The following is a 19102-nucleotide window of genomic DNA, read 5'->3' as shown; positions in this document are numbered from 1 at the left end:
CCCTGCGGTGCACGAACTGCCGCAACAGCTGGCCAATGGACTCATCCTCGGCGCGATGTACGGACTCATCGCGATCGGTTACACGATGGTCTACGGAATCATCCAGCTCATCAACTTCGCCCATGGCGAGATCTTCATGATCGGAGGCTTCGGGGCCCTCACCGTCTACCTCTGGATGCCGGCCGGCACCAACCTCCTCGCAATCATCCCCCTCATGATCATCGGCGGCGTCATCTGCTCCGTCGCGATCAGCACAGCCGCCGAACGCTTCGCCTACCGGCCGCTGCGCAACGCACCGCGACTGGCCCCGCTCATCACGGCCATCGGACTCTCCCTGGCCCTCCAGCAGGCCATCTGGAAGTGGTACCCCGACGCCAAGAAGGACCGCTCCTTCCCGCAGTTCAAGGGCGAAGCGATCGACATCTTCGGCGCCCACATCCAACGCGGCGACATCTTCGTCCTCATCACCGCACCCGTCTGCATGATCGCCCTCGGCCTCTTCGTCTCCAAGACCCGCGCCGGCCGCGGCATGCAGGCCACCAGCCAGGACCCCGACACCGCGAAGCTCATGGGGATCAACACCGACCGCATCATCGTCATGGCCTTCGCCATCGGTGCCGCGTTCGCAGCCGTCGCCGCCGTCGCCTACGGGCTCAAGAACGGCCAGATCGGCTTCAAAATGGGCTTCATCATGGGGCTCAAGGCCTTCACCGCAGCCGTACTCGGCGGAATCGGCAACATCTACGGCGCCATGCTCGGCGGCGTCGTACTCGGCATCGCCGAATCACTCGCCACCGGCTACATGAGCGACGTCCCCGGCATGGAACTCTTCGGCGGCGGCGCCTGGAAGGACGTATGGGCCTTCGTCCTCCTCATCATCGTCCTGCTGCTCCGCCCCCAGGGCCTGCTCGGCGAACGCGTCGCGGATCGGGCGTGATACGGATGACCACCAACAACACCACCACGCCCCCCGCCACCGCCCTGATCCCGATGCCCGCCCCCGCGGCCCGCATCGCCACCACGGCAGGCGCAGCCGTCGCCCTCGTGGGCACCTTCCTCGCCTGGACCTGGACCGATCAGTTCCCCGGCGACCTCACCGTCACCGGCTACCCCGGCGGCCTCCAGGTCCTCACCCTCATCAGCGCCGCGCTCACCCTGCTCCTCGCCCTCTCCGGGTACGGCATCCGCGGCCTCGGCTGGCTCACCCCCGGCGGCACCAACAGCCCCGTCCGCCTCCTGGCACTCGGCACCTTCGGCACCACCGCCTACACCATCGGCGCCATCACCTACGACCTCGGCGGCGTCGTCAACCTCGAACCCGGCGCCTGGGTCAGCGGCATCGGCTCACTCATCGCCGTCATAGCCGCCCACGGACTCCCCGCCGACCAGCCCCTCCCCGACACCGGAAACCCCGACGCCGGCTGGCAGCGCTTCCGCAACGGCCTCAGCGCACCGCCCGCCCGCCGCGCCGCGCCCCTCCCCGCCTGGGCCGAAATCCTCACCATCGCCATAACCTTCGGCATCGGCCTCTACATCTTCGCCTACGGCGTCGACACCGATTACACCGAACTGTTCATCGGCTTCCTCATCACCGCCGCCTTCGCCTTCACCGCGCTGAACCGTGCCGGACTCATCTCCCGCATCACCGCGATGACCGCGAAGCACCGCAACATCACCCTCACCGCGGCCCTCGTCGCAGCCGTCTGCTTCCCCTTCACCCAGCAGAAAGAGGAATACGCGCTCATCGGCGCCAACATCCTCATCTTCGCGACCGTCGCGCTCGGCCTCAACGTCGTCGTCGGCCTCGCCGGCCTCCTCGACCTCGGATACGTCGCCTTCCTCGGCGTCGGCGCCTACGCCGCCGCCCTGGTCTCCGGCTCCACCATGTCGGCCATCGGCGTCGAGTTCCCCTTCTGGGCCGCCGTCCTCACCGGCGCCGGGGCCTCACTCGTCTTCGGCGTACTCATCGGCGCACCAACCCTGCGACTACGCGGCGACTACCTCGCCATCGTCACCCTCGGCTTCGGTGAAATCTTCCGCCTCACCGTGAACAACCTCAACGGCAACAGCGGACCCGACCTCACCAACGGCTCCCAGGGCATCCCGAGCATCCCCGACCTCAACCTCTTCGGAATCGACTTCGGGCTCAAGCACGACATCGGCGGCTTCACCCTCGGCAGGTCGGCCAACTACTACCTGCTCATGCTCGTCTTCACCGCCGTCGTCGTCCTCGTCTTCCGCCGCTCCGGGGAATCCCGCATCGGCCGCGCCTGGGTCGCCATCCGCGAGGACGAGACCGCGGCCACCGCCATGGGCATCAACGCCTTCCGGCTCAAGCTGCTCGCCTTCGCCCTCGGCGCCACCCTCGCCGGACTCGCCGGAACCGTGCAGTCGCACGTCAACTACACCGTGACGCCCGAGCAGTACCAGTTCGCCGGCTCCGTGCCCCCGAACTCCGCCTTCCTCCTCGCCGCCGTCATCCTCGGCGGCATGGGAACCCTCAGCGGACCCCTGGTCGGCGCGGCGCTGCTCTACCTCATCCCGGCCAAGCTCCAGTTCATGCAGGACTACCAGCTCTTCCTCTTCGGCGTCGCACTCATCCTCCTGATGCGCCTGCGCCCCGAAGGACTGGTCGCCGACCGCAGGAAGCAGCTCGAATTCCACGAGACCGACCAGCTCGACGTACCGGAACCCCGGAAGCCCGACGACGTCGACGCGGGTATCGCCAAGGCGGGGGCGTGACCACCATGACCACCACCACGAAGACCGGCACCCCCGTGCTCGACGCCAGCGGCGTCACGATGCGGTTCGGCGGCCTCACCGCCGTCCACGACGTCGACCTCACCGTCAACGCGGGCGAGATCGTCGGCCTCATCGGCCCCAACGGCGCCGGAAAGACCACCTTCTTCAACTGCCTCACCGGCCTCTACGTCCCCACCGAGGGCAAGGTCAGCTACAAGGGCACCGTCCTGCCCCCCAAGCCCCACCTCGTCACCCAGGCAGGCATCGCCCGCACCTTCCAGAACATCCGGCTCTTCGCCAACATGACGGTCCTGGAGAACGTCCTCGTCGGACGCCACACCAGGACCAAGGAAGGCCTCTGGTCCGCCCTCCTGCGCCTCCCCGGCTTCACCAAGGCCGAGAACGCCAGCCGGGAACGCGCCATGGAGCTCCTGGAGTTCATCGGCCTCCAGGACAAGGCCGACCACCTCGCGCGCAATCTCCCCTACGGAGACCAGCGCAAGCTGGAGATCGCCCGCGCACTGGCCAGCGACCCCGGCCTCCTCCTCCTGGACGAGCCCACCGCCGGCATGAACCCGCAGGAGACCCGCGTCACCGAAGAGCTCATCTTCGCCATCCGCGACCAGGGCATCGCCGTACTCGTCATCGAGCACGACATGCGCTTCATCTTCAACCTCTGCGACCGCGTCGCCGTACTCGTCCAGGGCGAGAAGCTCGTCGAAGGCACCTCCGACGTCGTCCAGAGCGACGAACGCGTCGTCGCCGCCTACCTCGGCACCCCGTTCGAAGGCGCCCCCGGCGCCGAGGAACTCGCCGAGGTCGAAGCCGCGGAGGCCGTCGCCACCAAGGGCGCCGTAACCACCACCGACACCACCAGCACCGAGGAGGAGGACACCCGATGACCGCACTGCTAGAGGTCGAGGACCTCCGCGTGGCCTACGGCAAGATCGAAGCCGTCAAGGGCATCTCCTTCAGCGTCGAAGCCGGCCAGGTCGTCACCCTGATCGGCACCAACGGTGCGGGCAAGACCACCACCCTGCGCACCCTCTCCGGGCTGCTCAAGCCCATCGGCGGCCGCATCCTCTTCGAGGGCAAGCCGCTGGCGGGCATCCCCGCCCACAAGATCGTCGCTCTGGGCCTGGCCCACTCCCCCGAGGGCCGGCACATCTTCCCCCGGCTGACGATCACCGAGAACCTCCAGCTCGGCGCCTACCTCCGCAGCGACAAGGCGGGCATCGAGAAGGACATCCAGCGCGCCTACGACCTCTTCCCCATCCTCGGGGAACGCAGGAAGCAGGCCGCGGGCACCCTCTCGGGCGGCGAACAGCAGATGCTCGCCATGGGCAGGGCCCTGATGTGCCAGCCCAAGCTCCTGATGCTCGACGAACCCTCCATGGGCCTCTCCCCGATCATGATGCAGAAGATCATGGAGACCATCGTCGAGCTCAAGTCCCAGGGCACCACGATCCTGCTCGTCGAACAGAACGCCCAGGCCGCGCTCTCCCTGGCCGACGAGGGCCACGTCATGGAGGTCGGCAAGATCGTCCTCTCCGGCACCGGCGCGGACCTCCTCCACGACGAGTCGGTCCGCAAGGCCTACCTCGGCGAGGACTGAAACCGCGCGTACGCGGAAGGCCCGCGCCCCGGGACTGTTTCCGGGGCGCGGGCCTTCTCTCGAGTACGGGGCTACTCGGCCGCCTTCTTCTTCTCCTCGGCGTCCTCGATCAACGCCTCGGCGAGCTGCTGCATCGACAGCCGCCGGTCCATCGACGTCTTCTGGATCCAGCGGAACGCGGCGGGCTCGGACAGCCCGTAGTCCGTCTGCAGAATGCTCTTCGCGCGGTCCACCAGCTTCCGGGTCTCCAGCCGCTGCGACAGGTCCGCGACCTCGCCCTCCAGCGCCTTCAGCTCCGCGAACCGCGACACGGCCATTTCGATGGCCGGCACCACGTCGCTCTTGCTGAACGGCTTCACCAGGTACGCCATCGCCCCGGCGTCCCGGGCCCGCTCCACGAGGTCGCGCTGCGAGAACGCGGTGAGCATCAGGACGGGCGCGATGGACTCCTCCGCGATCTTCTCGGCGGCGGAGATCCCGTCGAGGACCGGCATCTTCACATCGAGGATGACCAGGTCCGGCTTGTGCTCCCGGGCCAGCTCGACAGCCTGCTGCCCGTCCCCGGCCTCACCGACGACCGCGTATCCCTCTTCCTCCAGCATCTCTTTGAGGTCGAGGCGGATGAGCGCCTCGTCCTCGGCGATGACGACGCGGGTCGTCAGCGGCGGGACGTGCGACTTGTCGTCGTCGGCGACGGGCTGGGGCGACTCGGGGGTGGTCACGGGGCTCCTTGGTTCAGAACAAGTACAGCTCCCACGAGCCTACCCAGCTCCTGTAAGGTAGTGACGCGCAGGGCGGCTATAGCCCTTCCTTTCTAAGGCCCCAGTACTCCAACTGGTTAGAGAGGCCGCTCTCAAACAGCGGACAGTGTGGGTTCGAATCCCACCTGGGGCACTTTTCCTTCGATTCCAAGGTAAGAGCGGAATCGAAGAACTTCACTTGATCCGGCTATTGGTGCGGTATTCCCGCGCCGGATCCCCGTCACCGCGCAAGGCTCGGCTCCATGTACGACATGGCGACCCGGAAGCGAGCGCTGGCGCTGGTCGCGCAAGGGCGCAGCCTCAATTCCGTGAGCAAGGAAACCGGACCGTCCCGCGCCGCGATCCGCTCCTGGCAAACCCGCGTCGAACCACTCGACGGGCGAGCCAGGCCATGCCCCAGGTGCGGCGACACAGCCACCGAGGTCGAACACCCCTGCGCGTACTCCTACCTCCTGGGGCTCTATCTCGGCGACGGCTGCATCAGCTCGTTCAAGCGGGGCGTCTATTCCCTTCGCATCGCATGCGCCGACGCATGGCCGGGTCTCATCGATGCCTGCGCCGAAGCAGTCCGGATCGCACGCCCGGCCAACAAGGTCTTCCGGGTACAGGGGCAGGGCTGTCAGTACGTCACCGCTTTCAGCAAGCACTGGCCCTGCTTCTTCCCGCAGCACGGCCCCGGCAAGAAGCACGAGCGCAGGATTGCTCTCGAACCCTGGCAGCGGGAGATCGTCGACACCTACCCCTGGGAGTTCGTCCGTGGCCTCATCCACTCCGACGGCTGCCGGATCACCAACTGGACCACGCGCCTCGTCGGTGGCGAGCGCAGACGGTACGAGTACCCGCGCTACTTCTTCACCAACCTGTCGGCCGACATCCTGGGGCTCTTCACCGGTGCGCTGGACCAGGTAGGAGTCGAGTGGAAGCAGCCCAACAGCAGGAACATCTCCGTCGCCCGACGGGCGTCCGTCGCCCTCATGGACGCTCACGTCGGGCCGAAGTACTGAGGACCGCTACTTCGGGCTGTCGTCCTCGCCGATGTGGTGCACCCGCACCAGGTTCGTCGAGCCCGCGACGCCGGGCGGGGAGCCGGCCGTGATGACCACGACGTCGCCCTTCCGGCAGCGGCCGATCTTCAGCAACTCCTCGTCGACCTGCGCCACCATCGCGTCCGTCGAGTCCACGCGCGGACCCAGGAACGTCTCCACGCCCCAGGTGAGGTTCAGCTGGGAGCGGGTGGCCGGGTCCGGGGTGAAGGCCAGGAGCGGGATCGGTGAGCGGTAGCGGGAGAGGCGCTTGACCGTGTCGCCGCTCTGGGTGAAGGCGACCAGGAACTTCGCGCCGAGGAAGTCGCCCATCTCGGCTGCCGCGCGGGCGACCGCGCCGCCCTGGGTGCGGGGCTTGTTGCGGTCGGTGAGCGGCGGGAGGCCCTTGGCGAGGATGTCCTCCTCGGCGGCTTCGACGATGCGGGACATCGTGCGGACCGTCTCGATGGGGTACTTGCCGACGCTGGTCTCGCCGGAGAGCATGACCGCGTCCGTGCCGTCGATGACGGCGTTGGCGACGTCGGAGGCCTCGGCGCGGGTGGGGCGGGAGTTGTCGATCATCGAGTCGAGCATCTGAGTGGCGACGATGACCGGCTTGGCGTTGCGCTGGGCGAGCTTGATGGCGCGCTTCTGGACGATCGGCACCTGCTCCAGGGGCATTTCGACACCGAGGTCGCCTCGGGCGACCATGATGCCGTCGAAGGCGGCGACGATGTCGTCGATGTTCTCGACGGCCTGGGGCTTCTCGACCTTGGCGATGACGGGGAGGCGGCGGCCTTCCTCGTCCATGACGCGGTGGACGGGTTCGATGTCGCGTCCGCTGCGTACGAAGGAGAGCGCGATGATGTCGGCGCCGGTGCGCAGGGCCCACCGGAGGTCGTCGATGTCCTTTTCGGAGAGGGCGGGGACGGAGACGGCGACGCCGGGGAGGTTGAGTCCCTTGTGGTCGGAGACCATCCCGCCTTCGATGACCGTGGTGTGGACGCGGGGGCCGTCGACTTCGGTGACTTCGAGGGTGACGCGGCCGTCGTCGATGAGGATGCGTTCACCGGGGGCGACGTCGGCGTTGAGACCTTCGTAGGTGGTGCCGCAGGCGTGGCGGTCACCTTCCATGGGCTCGACGGTGATGGTGAAGTCGTCGCCGCGTTCAAGGAGTACGGGTCCCTCACGGAAGCGTCCGAGGCGGATCTTCGGGCCTTGAAGGTCGGCGAGGATTCCGACGCTGCGTCCGGTTTCGTCGGATGCTTTGCGTACTCGGTGGTAGCGCTCTTCGTGTTCGGCATAGGTGCCGTGGCTGAGGTTGAGGCGGGCCATGTCCATTCCCGCTTCGACCAGGGCCTTGATCTGGTCATATGTGTCGGTGGCGGGTCCTAGGGTGCAAACGATTTTCGCTCGGCGCATGGTTTGAGCCTAGACCTTACCTACGGGTAGTTAATTGGCTCCGCATGACTGCTCAACAACCTTTGGGTGAAGGGTTTTTGACAAGTGTTGAATTGTGCGGCGGGGTGCTCGGATGAGCATTCCGGTCAGAGGGTTGGTGGGGTCATGATGAAGCGGGCGTTCACCTGGGCATGGACGGTCTGGCGTTGTGGTTCGAGGTCGAGTGCGGGGGCGGGTTCGGCCGCCGCGCCGGCGAATCCGCGGGTGCGGCCGTAGCCGCCGGGGGCGGCGGGCATGGCGGGGGCGGCGTTCTCGGCGCCGAGGTCGGCGAGTTCGACGAGGGCGGCGAGTCGGGCGCCGACGGCGTCGGCGTATTCGCGGGCGCGTTGGACGGCTTCGCGTACGGCTTGGCGGCGGGCTTCGCCGTGGGCGGGTGAGTCGGGGCGCAGGGCCCACCAGGGGCCGTCGATGCGGGTCATGTCGAGGTCGGCGATGCGGGTGGTGAATTCGCCGAGTGCGGTGAAGTCGTTGAGTACGGCGGTGATGTGGACGCGGCCGTGGTAGGCGCGGATCTTTTCGTCGCGGCCGCGCTGGGTGAGTTCGGGGGTGATGGAGAAAGTGCCGGTTTCGAGCTTTTCGACGGCTTGTCCGTAGGTGCGGGCGAGTTCGAGGACGGTGGTGTTGCGCCGGGTGAGGTCGTCGAGGGCGGCGCGGCGGTCTTTTCCGCGGGCGCTGACGGTGATGCCGACGCGGGCGGTTTCGGGGTCGATTTCGAGATGGGCTTCGCCCCGGACGGCGAGGCGGGGGTGGTCGGGGGTGCCGTAGGGGTACGGGGTGTCGGTCATGGGTCCACTGTGGCACCCGGGTGCGACAGCGGGTGGTCATCGAAACGAAACCTGTGGGGGGTGTTGCCGGGTGCGGTGCGTGGGTGATTATCTACGCGCGTTGTCCACGCGTGCGCGGGGTCTACGCGCGTTGTGTACGGAGAGAACTGAGATGTGGGAGACAAGATGCCGCTGAATCGAAGGACGTTCCTGGGCACATCGGCCGCGGCCGGTGCCGGTGTCGCGATCGCGGGGGGCGCCACGGTTCCCGCCGAGGCGCACGGTCACGGGCATGGGCACGGTCATGGACGTCCGCAGAAGCGGTACTCGTTCACCGTGATGGGTACGACCGATCTGCACGGAAATGTCTTCAATTGGGACTATTTCACGGACAAGGAGTTCGACGACAAGGATCACAACGACGTCGGTCTGGCGAAGATCTCGACGCTGGTGGAGCAGGTGCGTCGGGAGAAGGGCCGTCACAACACCCTGATGATCGATGCGGGTGACACGATCCAGGGCACGCAGCTGTCGTACTACTACGCGAAGATCGATCCGATCACGGCGAAGCACGGTCCGGTGCATCCGATGGCGCAGGCGATGAATGTGATCGGCTATGACGCGGCGGCGCTGGGCAACCATGAGTTCAACTACGGCATTCCGGTGCTGCGCAAGTTCGAGGAGCAGTGCGACTTCCCGCTGCTGGGTGCGAACGCGCTGGATGCGAAGACGTTGAAGCCGGCGTTCGCGCCGTATGTGATCAAGAAGCTGCGCACGCCGCACGGCCGGGATGTGAAGGTGGCGATCCTGGGGCTGACGAATCCGGGGATCGCGATCTGGGACAAGGTGAACGTCGGCGGCAAGATGGTGTTCCCGGGGCTGGAGGAGCAGGCGGCGAAGTTTGTGCCTCGGCTGCGTTCGATGGGTGCGGATGTGGTGATCGTTTCGGCGCATTCGGGGAACAGCGGGACGTCGTCGTACGGTGATCAGATTCCGTATGTGGAGAATGCCGCGGGTCTGGTGGCGGAGCAGGTGCCGGGGATCGATGCGATTCTGGTGGGCCATGCGCATCTGGAGATCCCCGAGTATTTCGTGGAGAACAAGGAGACCGGTAAGAAGGTCGTGCTCTCGGAGCCGTTGAAGTGGGGGCAGCGGCTGACGCTGTTCGACTTCGATCTGGTGTGGGAGAAGGGCCGCTGGGTGGTCGAGAAGGCGGGGTCGCAGGTGTTGAACTCCAACGCGGCGGCGGAGGACCGGCGGATCACGCGGTTGCTGGCGGATGAGCACAAGAAGGTTGTGGCGTACGTCAATCAGGTGATCGGTACGTCGACGGCGGCGATGACGACGGCCGAGGCGGCGTGGAAGGACGAGCCGATCATCGATCTGATCAATGTCGTCCAGGCGGAGACGGTGAAGGCGGCGCTGGCGGGTGGCGCGTACGCGGCGCTGCCGGTGTTGTCGCAGGCGTCGTGTTTCTCGCGTACGGCGCAGATTCCGGCCGGGGACGTGACGATCAAGGATGCGGCTGGTCTGTATCCGTTCGAGAACACGCTTGAGGCGCGCTTGCTGACGGGTGCGCAGATCAAGGACTATCTGGAGTTCTCGGCGCGGTATTACGTGCAGACGGCGGCGGGCGCTCCGGTGGATCCGGCGAAGTTGACGAATGCGGGCAACACTCCGGATTACAATTATGACGCGGTGTCGGGTCTGACGTATGACATCGACATCGCGAAGCCGAATGGTTCGCGGATTGTTGGCCTTTCGTTCGAGGGCAAGGCGATTGATCCGACGGCGCAGTTCGTGCTGGCGGTGAATAACTACCGGGCGAGTGGTGGGGGCAACTTCCCGCATGTGCCGGGTGCGAAGCAGTTGTGGGCGAATTCGGAGGAGATCCGGAACACCATTATTGCGTGGGTGCAGGCGAAGGGTTCGGTGGATGGTGGGCAGTTCGCTTCGGTGGACTGGCGGCTGACGCGGGACGGTACGCCGGTGTTCTAGGTCTGTGGTGGGCGGCCGTCTCCTTTCCTTTTGGGTTGGGGGCGGCCGCTTTTCTGTGTGCCGGGGTGGGGCGGGGGTGTCAGTTGCTCTGCACGAGGGGGGTGAGGGCGGGGCCTTGGGCGGGGATTTTCGGGGTGTGGGGGGTGAGGCCGAAGGTGGTGAAGGCGGTGCGTTGCGGGAGGTGGTAGGCGGTGGTGCCGGTGAGGTTGTTGAGGATGGTGGCGCTGCGCCAGGCGGCGAGGCCGAGGTCGGGGGCGCCGACGCCGTGGGTGTGGCGTTCGGCGTTCTGTACGTAGATGTTGCCGGTGATGGCGGGGTCGAGGTCGAGGCGGAACTGGTCGTCGATGCGGGGGCGGCCGGAGGTGTCGCGGCGCAGGTGGGTGTGGAGGCCGTCGAGCATCTGGTCGAGGGGGCGTTCGCGGTAGCCGGTGGCGAGGACGACGGCGTCGGTGGTGAGGTGGGAGCGGGTGCCTTGTTGGGGGTGTTCGAGGTGGAGTTCGACGCGGGTGGTGGCGACGCGGCCTGCGGTGCGTACGCAGACGCCGGGGGTGAGAGTGGCGTCGGGCCAGCCGCCGTGGAGGGTGCGGCGGTAGAGCTCTTCGTGGATGGCGGTGATGGTGTCGTGGTCGATGCCTTTGTGGAGTTGCCATTGGTGGGGGACGAGTGCGTCGCGTACGGGTTCGGGGAGGGCGTGGAAGTAGCGGGTGTAGTCGGGGGTGAAGTGTTCGAGCCCGAGTTTGGAGTACTCCATGGGTGCGAAGGCGGGGGTGCGGGCGAGCCAGTGGAGTTTTTCGCGGCCGGCGGGGCGGGCGCGGAGGAGGTCGAGGAAGATTTCGGCGCCGGACTGTCCTGATCCGATGACGGTGATGTGCTCGGCGCTGAGGAGTTGTTCGCGGTGGTGGAGGTAGTCGGCGGAGTGGATGACGGGGACTGATCCGGCTTCGGCGAGGGATTTGAGGGGTTCGGGGATGTGGGGTTCGGTGCCGACGCCGAGGGCGATGTGGCGGGTGTGGGCGCGGCCGAGCGCTTCGGCTTCGCCGTGGGTGTCGAGTTGGGTGAAGTCGACTTCGAAAAGGGCGCGTTCGGGGTTCCAGCGGATGGCGTCGACCTGGTGGCCGAAGTGGAGGCCGGGGAGTTGTTCGGTGACCCAGCGGCAGTAGGCGTCGTATTCGGCGCGTTGGATGTGGAAGCGCTCGGCGAAGTAGAAGGGGAAGAGCCGGTCGCGGGTGCGTAGGTAGTTGAGGAAGGTCCAGGGGCTGGTGGGGTCGGCGAGGGTGACGAGGTCGGCGAGGAAGGGGACTTGGAGGCTGGCGCCGTCGATGAGGAGGCCGGGGTGCCAGTGGAAGGCGGGGCGTTGTTCGTAGAAGGTGGCGGCGAGGGGGTGGGGGGCGCCGGGGATGCCGTGGGCGAGGGCGGCGAGGGAGAGGTTGAAGGGGCCGATGCCGATGCCGACGAGGTCGTGTGGCTGGTCGGTTTCGGGGGTGGACCGGGCTGGCCGGGCTGGCCGGGCTGTCATCGGGGTGTGCTGCCTTTCGCGAGTGCTGTGGCGAGGTGGGTGACGAGGTCGAGGAGCTTTTGGAGGTCCTGGGGGGTGGTGTGGGGGTTGAGGAGCGTGGCTTTGAGCCAGAGGCGGCCGTTGGTGTGGGTGCGGCCGAGTACGGCGTGGCCTCGGGTGAGGAGGGTGCGGCGGATGGTGGCGACGGTGTGGTCGTCGGTGTCGGTGGGGCGGAAGAGGACGGTGGTGATGGTGGGGTGTTCGTAGAGGTCGAGGGTGGGGGTTTTGGTGATGAGGTCGGCGAGGTGGTGGGCGGCGGTGCAGGTGCGGTCGATGAGGTCGGCGAGTCCGGTGCGGCCGAGGGCTTGGAGGGTGACGGCGATTTTGAGTGCGTCGGGCCGACGGGTGGTGCGCAGGGAGCGGCCGAGGAGGTCGGGGAGGCCGGCTTCGGTGTCGTCGTCGGCGTTGAGGTAGGGGGCGTGGTGGTGGAGTGGGTCGAGGTGGTGGTGGTCGGGGACGGCGAGGATGCCTGCGGATGCGGGTTGCCAGCCGAGTTTGTGCAGGTCGAGGGTGACGCTGTGGGCGCGGTCGAGGCCGTGGACCTTGCTGCGGTGGGTGGGGCTGAAGAGGAGGGGTCCGCCGTAGGCGGCGTCGATGTGGAGTTCGGCGCCGTGGGTGGAGCAGAGGTCGGCGATGTCGCTGAGGGGGTCGATCTGGCCGGTGTCGGTGGTGCCTGCGGTGGCGGTGACGAGGAGTGGTCCCTGGAGTCGGGCGAGGGTGTCGGCGAGGGCGGTGAGGTCCATGACGCCGGTGGGGGCGGGGATGGTGATGGGTTCGGGGAGGCCGAGGAGCCAGGCGGCGCGGGTGATGCTGTGGTGGGCGTTGGCACCGCGGATGGTCTGGACGGGGCCGTGGCGTTCGCGGGCGAGGAGGAGTGCGAGTTGGTTGGCTTCGGTGCCGCCGGTGGTGACGAGGGCGTCGGGTGCGGTGCGGCGGGGGTAGATCTCGGTGGCGAGTGCGGTGGTGAGGTCGGCTTCGAGGGCGGAGGCGGCGGGTGCCTGGTCCCAGGAGTCCATGGAGGGGTTGAGGGCGGAGGCGGCGAGGTCGGCTGCTGCGGCGAGGGCGAGGGGCGGGGTGTGGAGGTGGGCTGCGCAGAGGGGGTCGGCGGGGTCTGCGGCGCCTTGGGTGAGGGCGCTGATGAGGGTGGTGAGGGCGTGGTGGGCGCCGGTGCCGTGGTCGGGGATGACGGGGTGGAGGGCGGTGCGCAGGTGGGGGGTGACGGTGTCGGGGCCGCCTGCGGGGAGGGGGCCGTCGCGTCGGAGGGCGCCGTCCTGGAGTGCGGTGAGCACGGTGTCGAGGAGGGGGCGCAGGGCGGCGGGGCCGGTGGTGCCTCCGGCGAGGGGCGGGGTGGGCATGGCGGTGGTGGCCCTTCGGAGCGCATGGGTGGACATCCCAGCTTGTCCGGGTTTCGGGTGGCGCGGCCGGTGAGCCCGGTGATCTGAACTCGAACGGGGGACGGGTGTGCGAGGGGGGCGTGGTGGTGGGGGTTCGGGTGGTATAGGTGCGGCTGTTCGTGGGCTGTTGAGGAGGTTCCGCAGGCCGCGGTGGCGCACGAACGCCGGGGCCGGGGCCACCGGGTGCCCGGGGGACGTGCTCCGGGAGCGACCGGTGGTCCCGGCCCCGGCGGCGTGCTCCGGGCGCGCGGTGGCGCCTTGGGGGGACGTTCTCCGGTTCGGGTCAGCCGTACATCGCCACGCGGCAGAGGGCCGCGAGGGCGGCGTCGATGGGGTGGGGCTGCGGATTGCCGGAGGGGTCGAGGGTGTTCCACCTCTGCAGGTTCAGCGCGACGGACATCTGCCGGTTGCCGTCGGCGCGGGTCATGGTCAGCGCTCCCGCGCCCCAGGCCGTGCCGCCGTGGCCCCAGAAGGTGGCCTGGCCGGGAGCCTCGGTCGGGTACAGGCCGAGGCCGTATTCGATCGTCTTTCCCTCCTGGGAGACGACCGGGACGGTGCGTTGCATCTGGGCCAGCGATGACATGCTGACGATCTCGCCGGCCAGCAGCATGCCGTAGAAGCGGTTGAGGTCCGTGACGGTCGATATCAGCGAGGCCGCCGGTCCCACGAACGACATGTCGTAGACGCTGTAGTCGCGCGGCGGGTCGATCATGCCGAGCCACGACTCGTAGATCTGTGAGTGCGGTCCGTCGACGTACGGCCCGGTGGGGAGTTCGGTGTTCCGGAGTCCGGCGCGCTCGATGACGTTTCGGGTGATGCACTGCTGGGCCGTGGTGCCGGTGACGTGTTCCAGGAGTTCGCCGAGGAGCAGGTAGTTGGTGTTGGAGTAGATGCCCGGTGTGCTGCCCGGGGCGCCGGTGGCAGGTGCGCCGACTCCCCTCTCGATGAGGTCGGTGGAGTGGAACCGGGTGAACCGGTTGTCGTCCAGGCTCTGGGGTCCGGTGTCGGCGAGCCTGGGGAACCCCTTGAGGGAGGGGTAGGCGTAGGGGAGGTACTCGGCGAGACCGCTGGTGTGGTTGATCAGCATCCGGACGGTGATCGCGTCACCGCGCTCTCCGGGTACCAGCCCCGGAAGGTAGTGGCCGATCGGTGTGTCCAGGCCGATCAGGCCGCTCTCGACCTGTTGCAGCACCGCGGCGGCGGTGAAGGTCTTGGTGATGCTGCCGACGCGGTGCCGCATGTCCGCGGTCACGGGGCGGCCGGTGGCGGTATCGGCGACACCGGCGGCGCCGCGCCAGATCTGGTCGCCGTCACGTACTTCGGCGAACAGGCCCGGCATTCCCGCGCGGTGGACGTTCTCGATGGCGGCGTCCAGCTCCGCGGAATCCAGTGGGTTCCTCATGGCATGCGTCCTTTCGTGGTTCCCGGGATGGGCTCCGCACAGGTCGCCCGACCCGGGTGACGGGGCACGGGTGGCATGCCGGTAAGCCCTGCTGCCGGCTGCTCGGCACACCCTTGTCCTCATTATGCACGCAGTGCGTGCAACACCAAGTGCATCAGTTAGACTGGGACCCGACGAGAGGAGCGGGATGACTGGGCGAAGGCGTTGGTCGACCGAGGAGATCCTGGATGCGGCGGCGGATCTGCTGCGCACGGGCGACGCCGAGTCGTTCAGCGTGCGCAAGCTCGCCGCGGCCCTCGGGACCGATTCCTCCAGCCTCTACCGGCACTTCCGCAGCAAGACCGAACTGCTGCGCGCGGTCGCCGACCGGATTCTTCTGGCCGCCATGGACGGCTACCGCCCCGAGGGCGACTGGAAGCAGCGCATCACCGCCCTGGGCCTGCGGGTGAGGGAGGCCTTCGGTCAGCAGCCCCAACTCGCCGCGGTCTGGGGGCGCCATGCGTCGAGCGGCACCGGTTCCCGGCTGGTCATGGAAGAGGTGCTGCAGGCACTGCGGGCGTCAGGGCTGCCCGACGAGAAGATCCCGGCGCACTATCACCGGATCGCGGTTCTCCTCTCCGCGTTGATCGCCTCCGAGGCCGGGGTCAGCACCATCACCCCCCAGGAGTACGAACAGGGCATGGAGCTGTTCCGCGTCGCGGTCCTGGGCGCCGACCCCGAACGCTTCCCCGCCCTGTCCCACTTCGCCCGCGACGTCCGCCCCCTCGGGGTGGACCGCCGCGAAGCATTCGTGGAGCTCCTCGCCGCCCAGCTCGCCCACGTCGAGGCCGCGGTCCGCTCGGGCTAGGGGCCCTCGTCCGGATCATGCCGACCGGCCCGGCAGTACCGGCGACCGGCCGGCTGCCGGCACTCCCCCTCGGCGCCGCTCCTCGGTGCCCCGTCCCCGCGCACGGGTGTGCCCGGCCTGCCCTCGGTGGTGAGGGCGGGCCGGGCACGGGTGGTGCGGGTTCGCCGGGTCCGGGTCAGTGAGCGTCGCGGACGGCGAGGGCGCGGCGCAGGTCGTCGATCTGGTCGGCGAGTTTGCGGCGCAGGGCGGGGATGAGTGCCTGGTCGGTGAGTGCCTCTTCGCCGAGGTGGAGGCTGTTGGCGTCGATGGCGTACGCGGGGAACGCGTAGCGTCCGGCGGCTTCGGCGATGGCGGGTCCGCGGCGGACGGCGAGTTTCGTTGCCTCGGGGTAGTAGCGGGGCACGTACGCGCTGACGAGGTCGGTCTGTTCGGGTTGCCAGAAGCCCTGCGCGATGGCGCTGAAGAGGTAGTTGGAGAGGCTGTCGTCGGTGAACATGGCCTGCCAGGCCGCGGCCTTGGCCTGGGGGGTGGGCAGGGCGGCGCGGCAGCGGGCGGCGCCTTCCTGGCCGGTGGCGCTGGGGTCCTGGCCGAGTTCGGCCGCGATGGCGGATTCGTCGGTGGCGCCGAGGACGGCGAGGCGGGTGAGGATGCGCCAGCGCAGTTCGGCGTCGAGTTCGGGTCCGCCGGGGACGGTGCCTTCGGTGAGCCAGCCCTGGATGGCGTCGGGCTGGGTGGCGGCGTCGATGAGGTGGCGTACGGCGATGAGGCGGAGGCCGGGGTTGCTGCCGTCCTCGGTGCGGCGGATGAGGTCGCGGCACAGGGCGCTCAGGGTGGTGAGGGCGGCCGGGCGGTCTTCGGGGCTGAGGTAGCGTCCGGCGACCTGGGTGTCGGCGAAGGTGAGGACGCCCTGGTGGAGTGCGAGGTCGGTTTCGTGCGGGAGGTGGGTGCGGGCGGCCTCGATGTAGGTGGCGGGGGCGAGTTCGCCGTCGCGGACCATGTCGCGGGCGGTGTTCCAGACGACGGCTCGGGTGAGTGCGTCGGGGATGCCGGAGAGGCTGCTCAGGACGGTGTTCCAGGAGTCCGGGTCGAGGCGGACCTTGGCGTAGGTGAGGTCGCTGTCGTTGAGGACGACGAGGGCGGGGCGGCGGCCGGGGCGGGTGGTGGGGGCGTCGTCCTGGGGGATGCCGATGTCGAAGCGGTCGCGCAGGACGAGCCGGTCGGGGCCGGACTGGGTGTCGATGGCGTGGTCGTAGGTGCCGACGGCGATGCGGTGGGGGCGGGAGCCGTGGTGGTCGACGGCCAGGGACCAGGTGGTGTCGGTTTCGGTGATGTGCGGGGTGAGGGTGTCGACTCCGGTGGTGCGCAGCCACTGGCCGGCCCAGGCGTGGACGTCGCGGTCGGTGGCGGATGCGAGGTTGTCGATGAAGTCGGCGAGGGTGGCGTTGCCGAATTTGTGGCGGGCGAAGTGGGTGTTGATACCGGCCAGGAAGTCCTTCTCGCCGAGCCAGGTGACGAGTTGGCGCAGGGCGGATGCGCCCTTGGCGTAGGAGATGCCGTCGAAGTTGAGCATCGCGGAGGCGGTGTCGGGGACGGCGGCCGGGTCGGGTGCGACGGGGTGGGTGGAGGGGCGTTGGTCGGCGTCGTAGCCCCAGCCCTTGCGGGCGACGCCGAAGTCGACCCAGGTGTCGGTGAAACGGGTGGCTTCGGCGAGGGTCTGGTAGCCCATGTATTCGGCGAAGGACTCGTTGAGCCAGATGTCGTCCCACCAGGCGAGGGTGACGAGGTCGCCGAACCACATGTGGGCCATTTCGTGGGCGATGACCATGCCGCGGACCTGGCGCTCGGTGTCGGTGACGGCGGAGCGGTAGATGAATTCGTCGCGGAAGGTGACGAGGCCGGGGTTCTCCATGGCGCCCGCGTTGAATTCGGGGACGAAGGCCTGGTCGTAGGAGTCGAAGGGGTAGGGCTCGTCGAACTTCTCCTGGAACCGGTCGAAGCAGGCGCGGGTGATGTCGAGGATTTCCTCGGCGTCGGTGTCGAGGTGGGGGGCGAGGGAGCGGCGGCAGTGGATACCGAAGGGCAGTCCGGCGTGTTCGGTGGTCACGGAGTGCCAGGGGCCGGCGGCGACGGCGACGAGGTAGGTGGAGATCGGCGGTGTGGGGGCGATGGTCCAGCGGCCGTCCCCGGTGTGCTGGGCGGTGCCGTTGCCGAGGACGGTCCAGCCTTCGGGGGCGGTGACGGTGAGGGCGAAGACGGATTTGAGGTCGGGCTGGTCGAACGCGGCGAAGACGCGCTGGACGTCCTCCATGAAGAGCTGGGTGTAGAGGTAGGTCTCGTTGTCGGCGGGGTCGGTGAAGCGGTGCATGCCTTCGCCGGTGCGGGAGTAGCGCATGGCGGCGTCGATGCGGAGTTCGTGTTCGCCGCTGGTCAGGGAGGTGAGCGGGAACCGGTTGCCGTCGAGGTCCGCGGGGTCGAGTGGGTGCCCGTCGAGGCTGATCGAGCGCAGGGTGGCGGGCTTGATCTCGACGAAGGTGTCGCCGTCCGCGAGGGCGGTGAACCGAATGAGGGTGCGGGAGTCGAAGGTCTCCTCCCCCGCGGTCAGATCGAGGTCGATCGTGTACCGCTGTACGTCGAGGAACTGGGCTCGGGTCTGCGCTTCATCGCGCATCAGTACGGACATGGGCCCATGCTGCCGTATGCGGTGCGCGGTGTGCAGGCGGGTTCGCGGCGGGCTGAGCGGGTTCGTAACAGGTCCTTCGAGGGCTTACGGCCCTGGGGGGAATTGAGGCCGGGGCGTGCTGGCCCGGCGGTTTGGCCGGCGGGTGATCAGCGGGCCGTGGTGCGGACGGGCACGAGTCCGGTCCTCCCCGCATTCTGGTCACGTCAGCCTGGCCAGACCGTGGTTGAGTTCGACGACATTGACGCGTTCCTGACCCAGAAATCCGAGTACACGTCCCTGGACGTGTCGGGCGACCAGTGCCTTGACCTTGGCGGGGGCGAGATGACGGGCCTTCGCGACGCGGTCCACCTGTTCGTGGGCGTACGCCGGCGAGATCGCCGGGTCGAGACCCGAGCCGCTGGCGGTGACGGCGTCCGCGGGGACGGACGCGGGCTGGACCCCGTCGAAGGCGGCGACGGCTGCGCGGCGGTCCTTGACGGTCTTGATCAGGTCGGTGTTGTTCGGGCCCAGATTGGAGGCACCGGAGACCGTGGGGTCGTAGCCGCCGGCGGACGGGCGGGGCTGGAACCACTTGGGGTCGGGGCGCAGTGTCTCCTTCTCGTCCTGGGGATTCTTCTTCGGCAGGGAGAAGTTCTGGCCGATCAGGCTGGAGGCCACCGGCGTGCCGTTCGTCGTCAGCAGCGAGCCGTTGGCCCGGTCGGAGAGACCGGCCTGGGAGATGCCGGTGACGAGCAGCGGATAGGCGATGCCGGTGATCACGGTGAAGGCCAGCAGCATCCGCAAGGCGGTCAGATGGTGCTGGAGTACGGGGGGAAGGTGGGCGCACACCCTGGGATCGCCTTCTTCTCTCGTCGGACGTCT

15 protein-coding genes and 1 tRNA gene are annotated in these 19102 nt (G+C 68.4%); 8 read left to right on the top strand and 8 right to left on the bottom strand.

Annotated features, from left to right (window positions below; genetic code table 11):
• Window positions 1–7 precede the first annotated feature (7 nt).
• From OG322_RS29175 to OG322_RS29160, 4 genes are read left to right on the top strand one after another with little or no spacing between them, the layout of a single operon-like run.
• Complete coding sequence (locus tag OG322_RS29175; protein ID WP_124283810.1) at window positions 8–937, top strand: branched-chain amino acid ABC transporter permease; 930 nt, start codon at window positions 8–10, stop codon at window positions 935–937.
• Window positions 938–942: 5 nt separating this feature from the next.
• Window positions 943–2742 (top strand): branched-chain amino acid ABC transporter permease, encoded by a 1800-nt coding sequence (locus tag OG322_RS29170; protein WP_329307205.1) that lies wholly within the window; start codon window positions 943–945, stop codon window positions 2740–2742.
• Window positions 2743–2747: 5 nt separating this feature from the next.
• Entirely contained in the window at window positions 2748–3644 is an 897-nt protein-coding gene (locus OG322_RS29165; RefSeq protein ID WP_185095684.1) for an ABC transporter ATP-binding protein, read from the top strand.
• Entirely contained in the window at window positions 3641–4357 is a 717-nt protein-coding gene (locus OG322_RS29160) for an ABC transporter ATP-binding protein (RefSeq protein WP_124283812.1), read from the top strand. The genes OG322_RS29165 and OG322_RS29160 overlap by 4 nt, the downstream gene beginning before the upstream one ends.
• Before the next feature lie 71 nt (window positions 4358–4428).
• Here OG322_RS29160 and OG322_RS29155 read toward each other — a convergent pair whose 3' ends face one another.
• Window positions 4429–5079: an ANTAR domain-containing response regulator gene (locus OG322_RS29155; protein WP_123469404.1), complete on the bottom strand. Its 651-nt coding sequence runs from the start codon at window positions 5077–5079 to the stop codon at window positions 4429–4431.
• Between the two features lie 97 nt (window positions 5080–5176).
• On the opposite strand from OG322_RS29155, the gene OG322_RS29150 reads away from it, so the two are divergent.
• Window positions 5177–5251 (top strand) — tRNA-Leu (locus tag OG322_RS29150).
• 109 nt (window positions 5252–5360) lie between these two features.
• Window positions 5361–6122: a helix-turn-helix domain-containing protein gene (locus OG322_RS29145; RefSeq protein WP_123469406.1), complete on the top strand. Its 762-nt coding sequence runs from the start codon at window positions 5361–5363 to the stop codon at window positions 6120–6122.
• A gap of 6 nt (window positions 6123–6128) precedes the next feature.
• Here OG322_RS29145 and pyk read toward each other — a convergent pair whose 3' ends face one another.
• Together pyk and OG322_RS29135 are read right to left on the bottom strand one after the other, a co-directional pair.
• Window positions 6129–7562 carry a pyruvate kinase gene (gene pyk, locus OG322_RS29140; protein ID WP_123469408.1) on the bottom strand — a complete coding sequence of 478 codons (1434 nt, stop codon included), beginning with the start codon at window positions 7560–7562 and terminating at the stop codon, window positions 6129–6131.
• Window positions 7563–7687: 125 nt separating this feature from the next.
• Entirely contained in the window at window positions 7688–8386 is a 699-nt protein-coding gene (locus tag OG322_RS29135; RefSeq protein WP_123469410.1) for an SIMPL domain-containing protein, read from the bottom strand.
• A gap of 165 nt (window positions 8387–8551) precedes the next feature.
• On the opposite strand from OG322_RS29135, the gene OG322_RS29130 reads away from it, so the two are divergent.
• A complete protein-coding gene (locus OG322_RS29130) occupies window positions 8552–10363 on the top strand; it encodes a bifunctional metallophosphatase/5'-nucleotidase (protein WP_329307783.1) in 1812 nt (603 codons plus the stop codon).
• 79 nt (window positions 10364–10442) lie between these two features.
• On the opposite strand, the gene OG322_RS29125 is transcribed toward OG322_RS29130, so the two are convergent.
• From OG322_RS29125 to OG322_RS29115, 3 genes are all read right to left on the bottom strand, one after another.
• Window positions 10443–11879: a lysine N(6)-hydroxylase/L-ornithine N(5)-oxygenase family protein gene (locus OG322_RS29125; RefSeq protein ID WP_123469412.1), complete on the bottom strand. Its 1437-nt coding sequence runs from the start codon at window positions 11877–11879 to the stop codon at window positions 10443–10445.
• The gene (locus tag OG322_RS29120; protein WP_124283813.1) at window positions 11876–13273 is read right to left on the bottom strand and encodes a pyridoxal phosphate-dependent decarboxylase family protein; all 1398 of its coding nucleotides are present in this window, start codon (window positions 13271–13273) and stop codon (window positions 11876–11878) included. The genes OG322_RS29125 and OG322_RS29120 overlap by 4 nt, the downstream gene beginning before the upstream one ends.
• A 322-nt stretch (window positions 13274–13595) precedes the next feature.
• Complete coding sequence (locus tag OG322_RS29115) at window positions 13596–14714, bottom strand: serine hydrolase domain-containing protein (protein ID WP_329307204.1); 1119 nt, start codon at window positions 14712–14714, stop codon at window positions 13596–13598.
• A 187-nt stretch (window positions 14715–14901) separates the two neighbouring features.
• Between OG322_RS29115 and OG322_RS29110 the strand changes: the two genes are divergently transcribed.
• Complete coding sequence (locus OG322_RS29110; RefSeq protein WP_123469416.1) at window positions 14902–15561, top strand: TetR/AcrR family transcriptional regulator; 660 nt, start codon at window positions 14902–14904, stop codon at window positions 15559–15561.
• Between the two features lie 175 nt (window positions 15562–15736).
• Here the strand turns inward: OG322_RS29110 and pepN are convergent, their stop codons facing one another.
• Together pepN and kdpC are read right to left on the bottom strand one after the other, a co-directional pair.
• Window positions 15737–18241, bottom strand: a complete 2505-nt coding sequence (gene pepN, locus OG322_RS29105; RefSeq protein WP_123469418.1) for an aminopeptidase N — start codon at window positions 18239–18241, stop codon at window positions 15737–15739.
• A gap of 198 nt (window positions 18242–18439) precedes the next feature.
• The gene (gene kdpC / locus OG322_RS29100) at window positions 18440–19069 is read right to left on the bottom strand and encodes a potassium-transporting ATPase subunit KdpC (RefSeq protein WP_311317003.1); all 630 of its coding nucleotides are present in this window, start codon (window positions 19067–19069) and stop codon (window positions 18440–18442) included.
• Between the last annotated feature and the right edge of the window lie 33 nt (window positions 19070–19102).

Origin of the sequence: Streptomyces sp. NBC_01260 (genome assembly GCF_036226405.1) — a bacterium.
Lineage (GTDB): Bacteria > Actinomycetota > Actinomycetes > Streptomycetales > Streptomycetaceae > Streptomyces > Streptomyces laculatispora.
The sequence above is the reverse complement of the archived record's forward strand: the minus strand, read 5'-3'. Positions and strand labels throughout refer to the sequence as shown.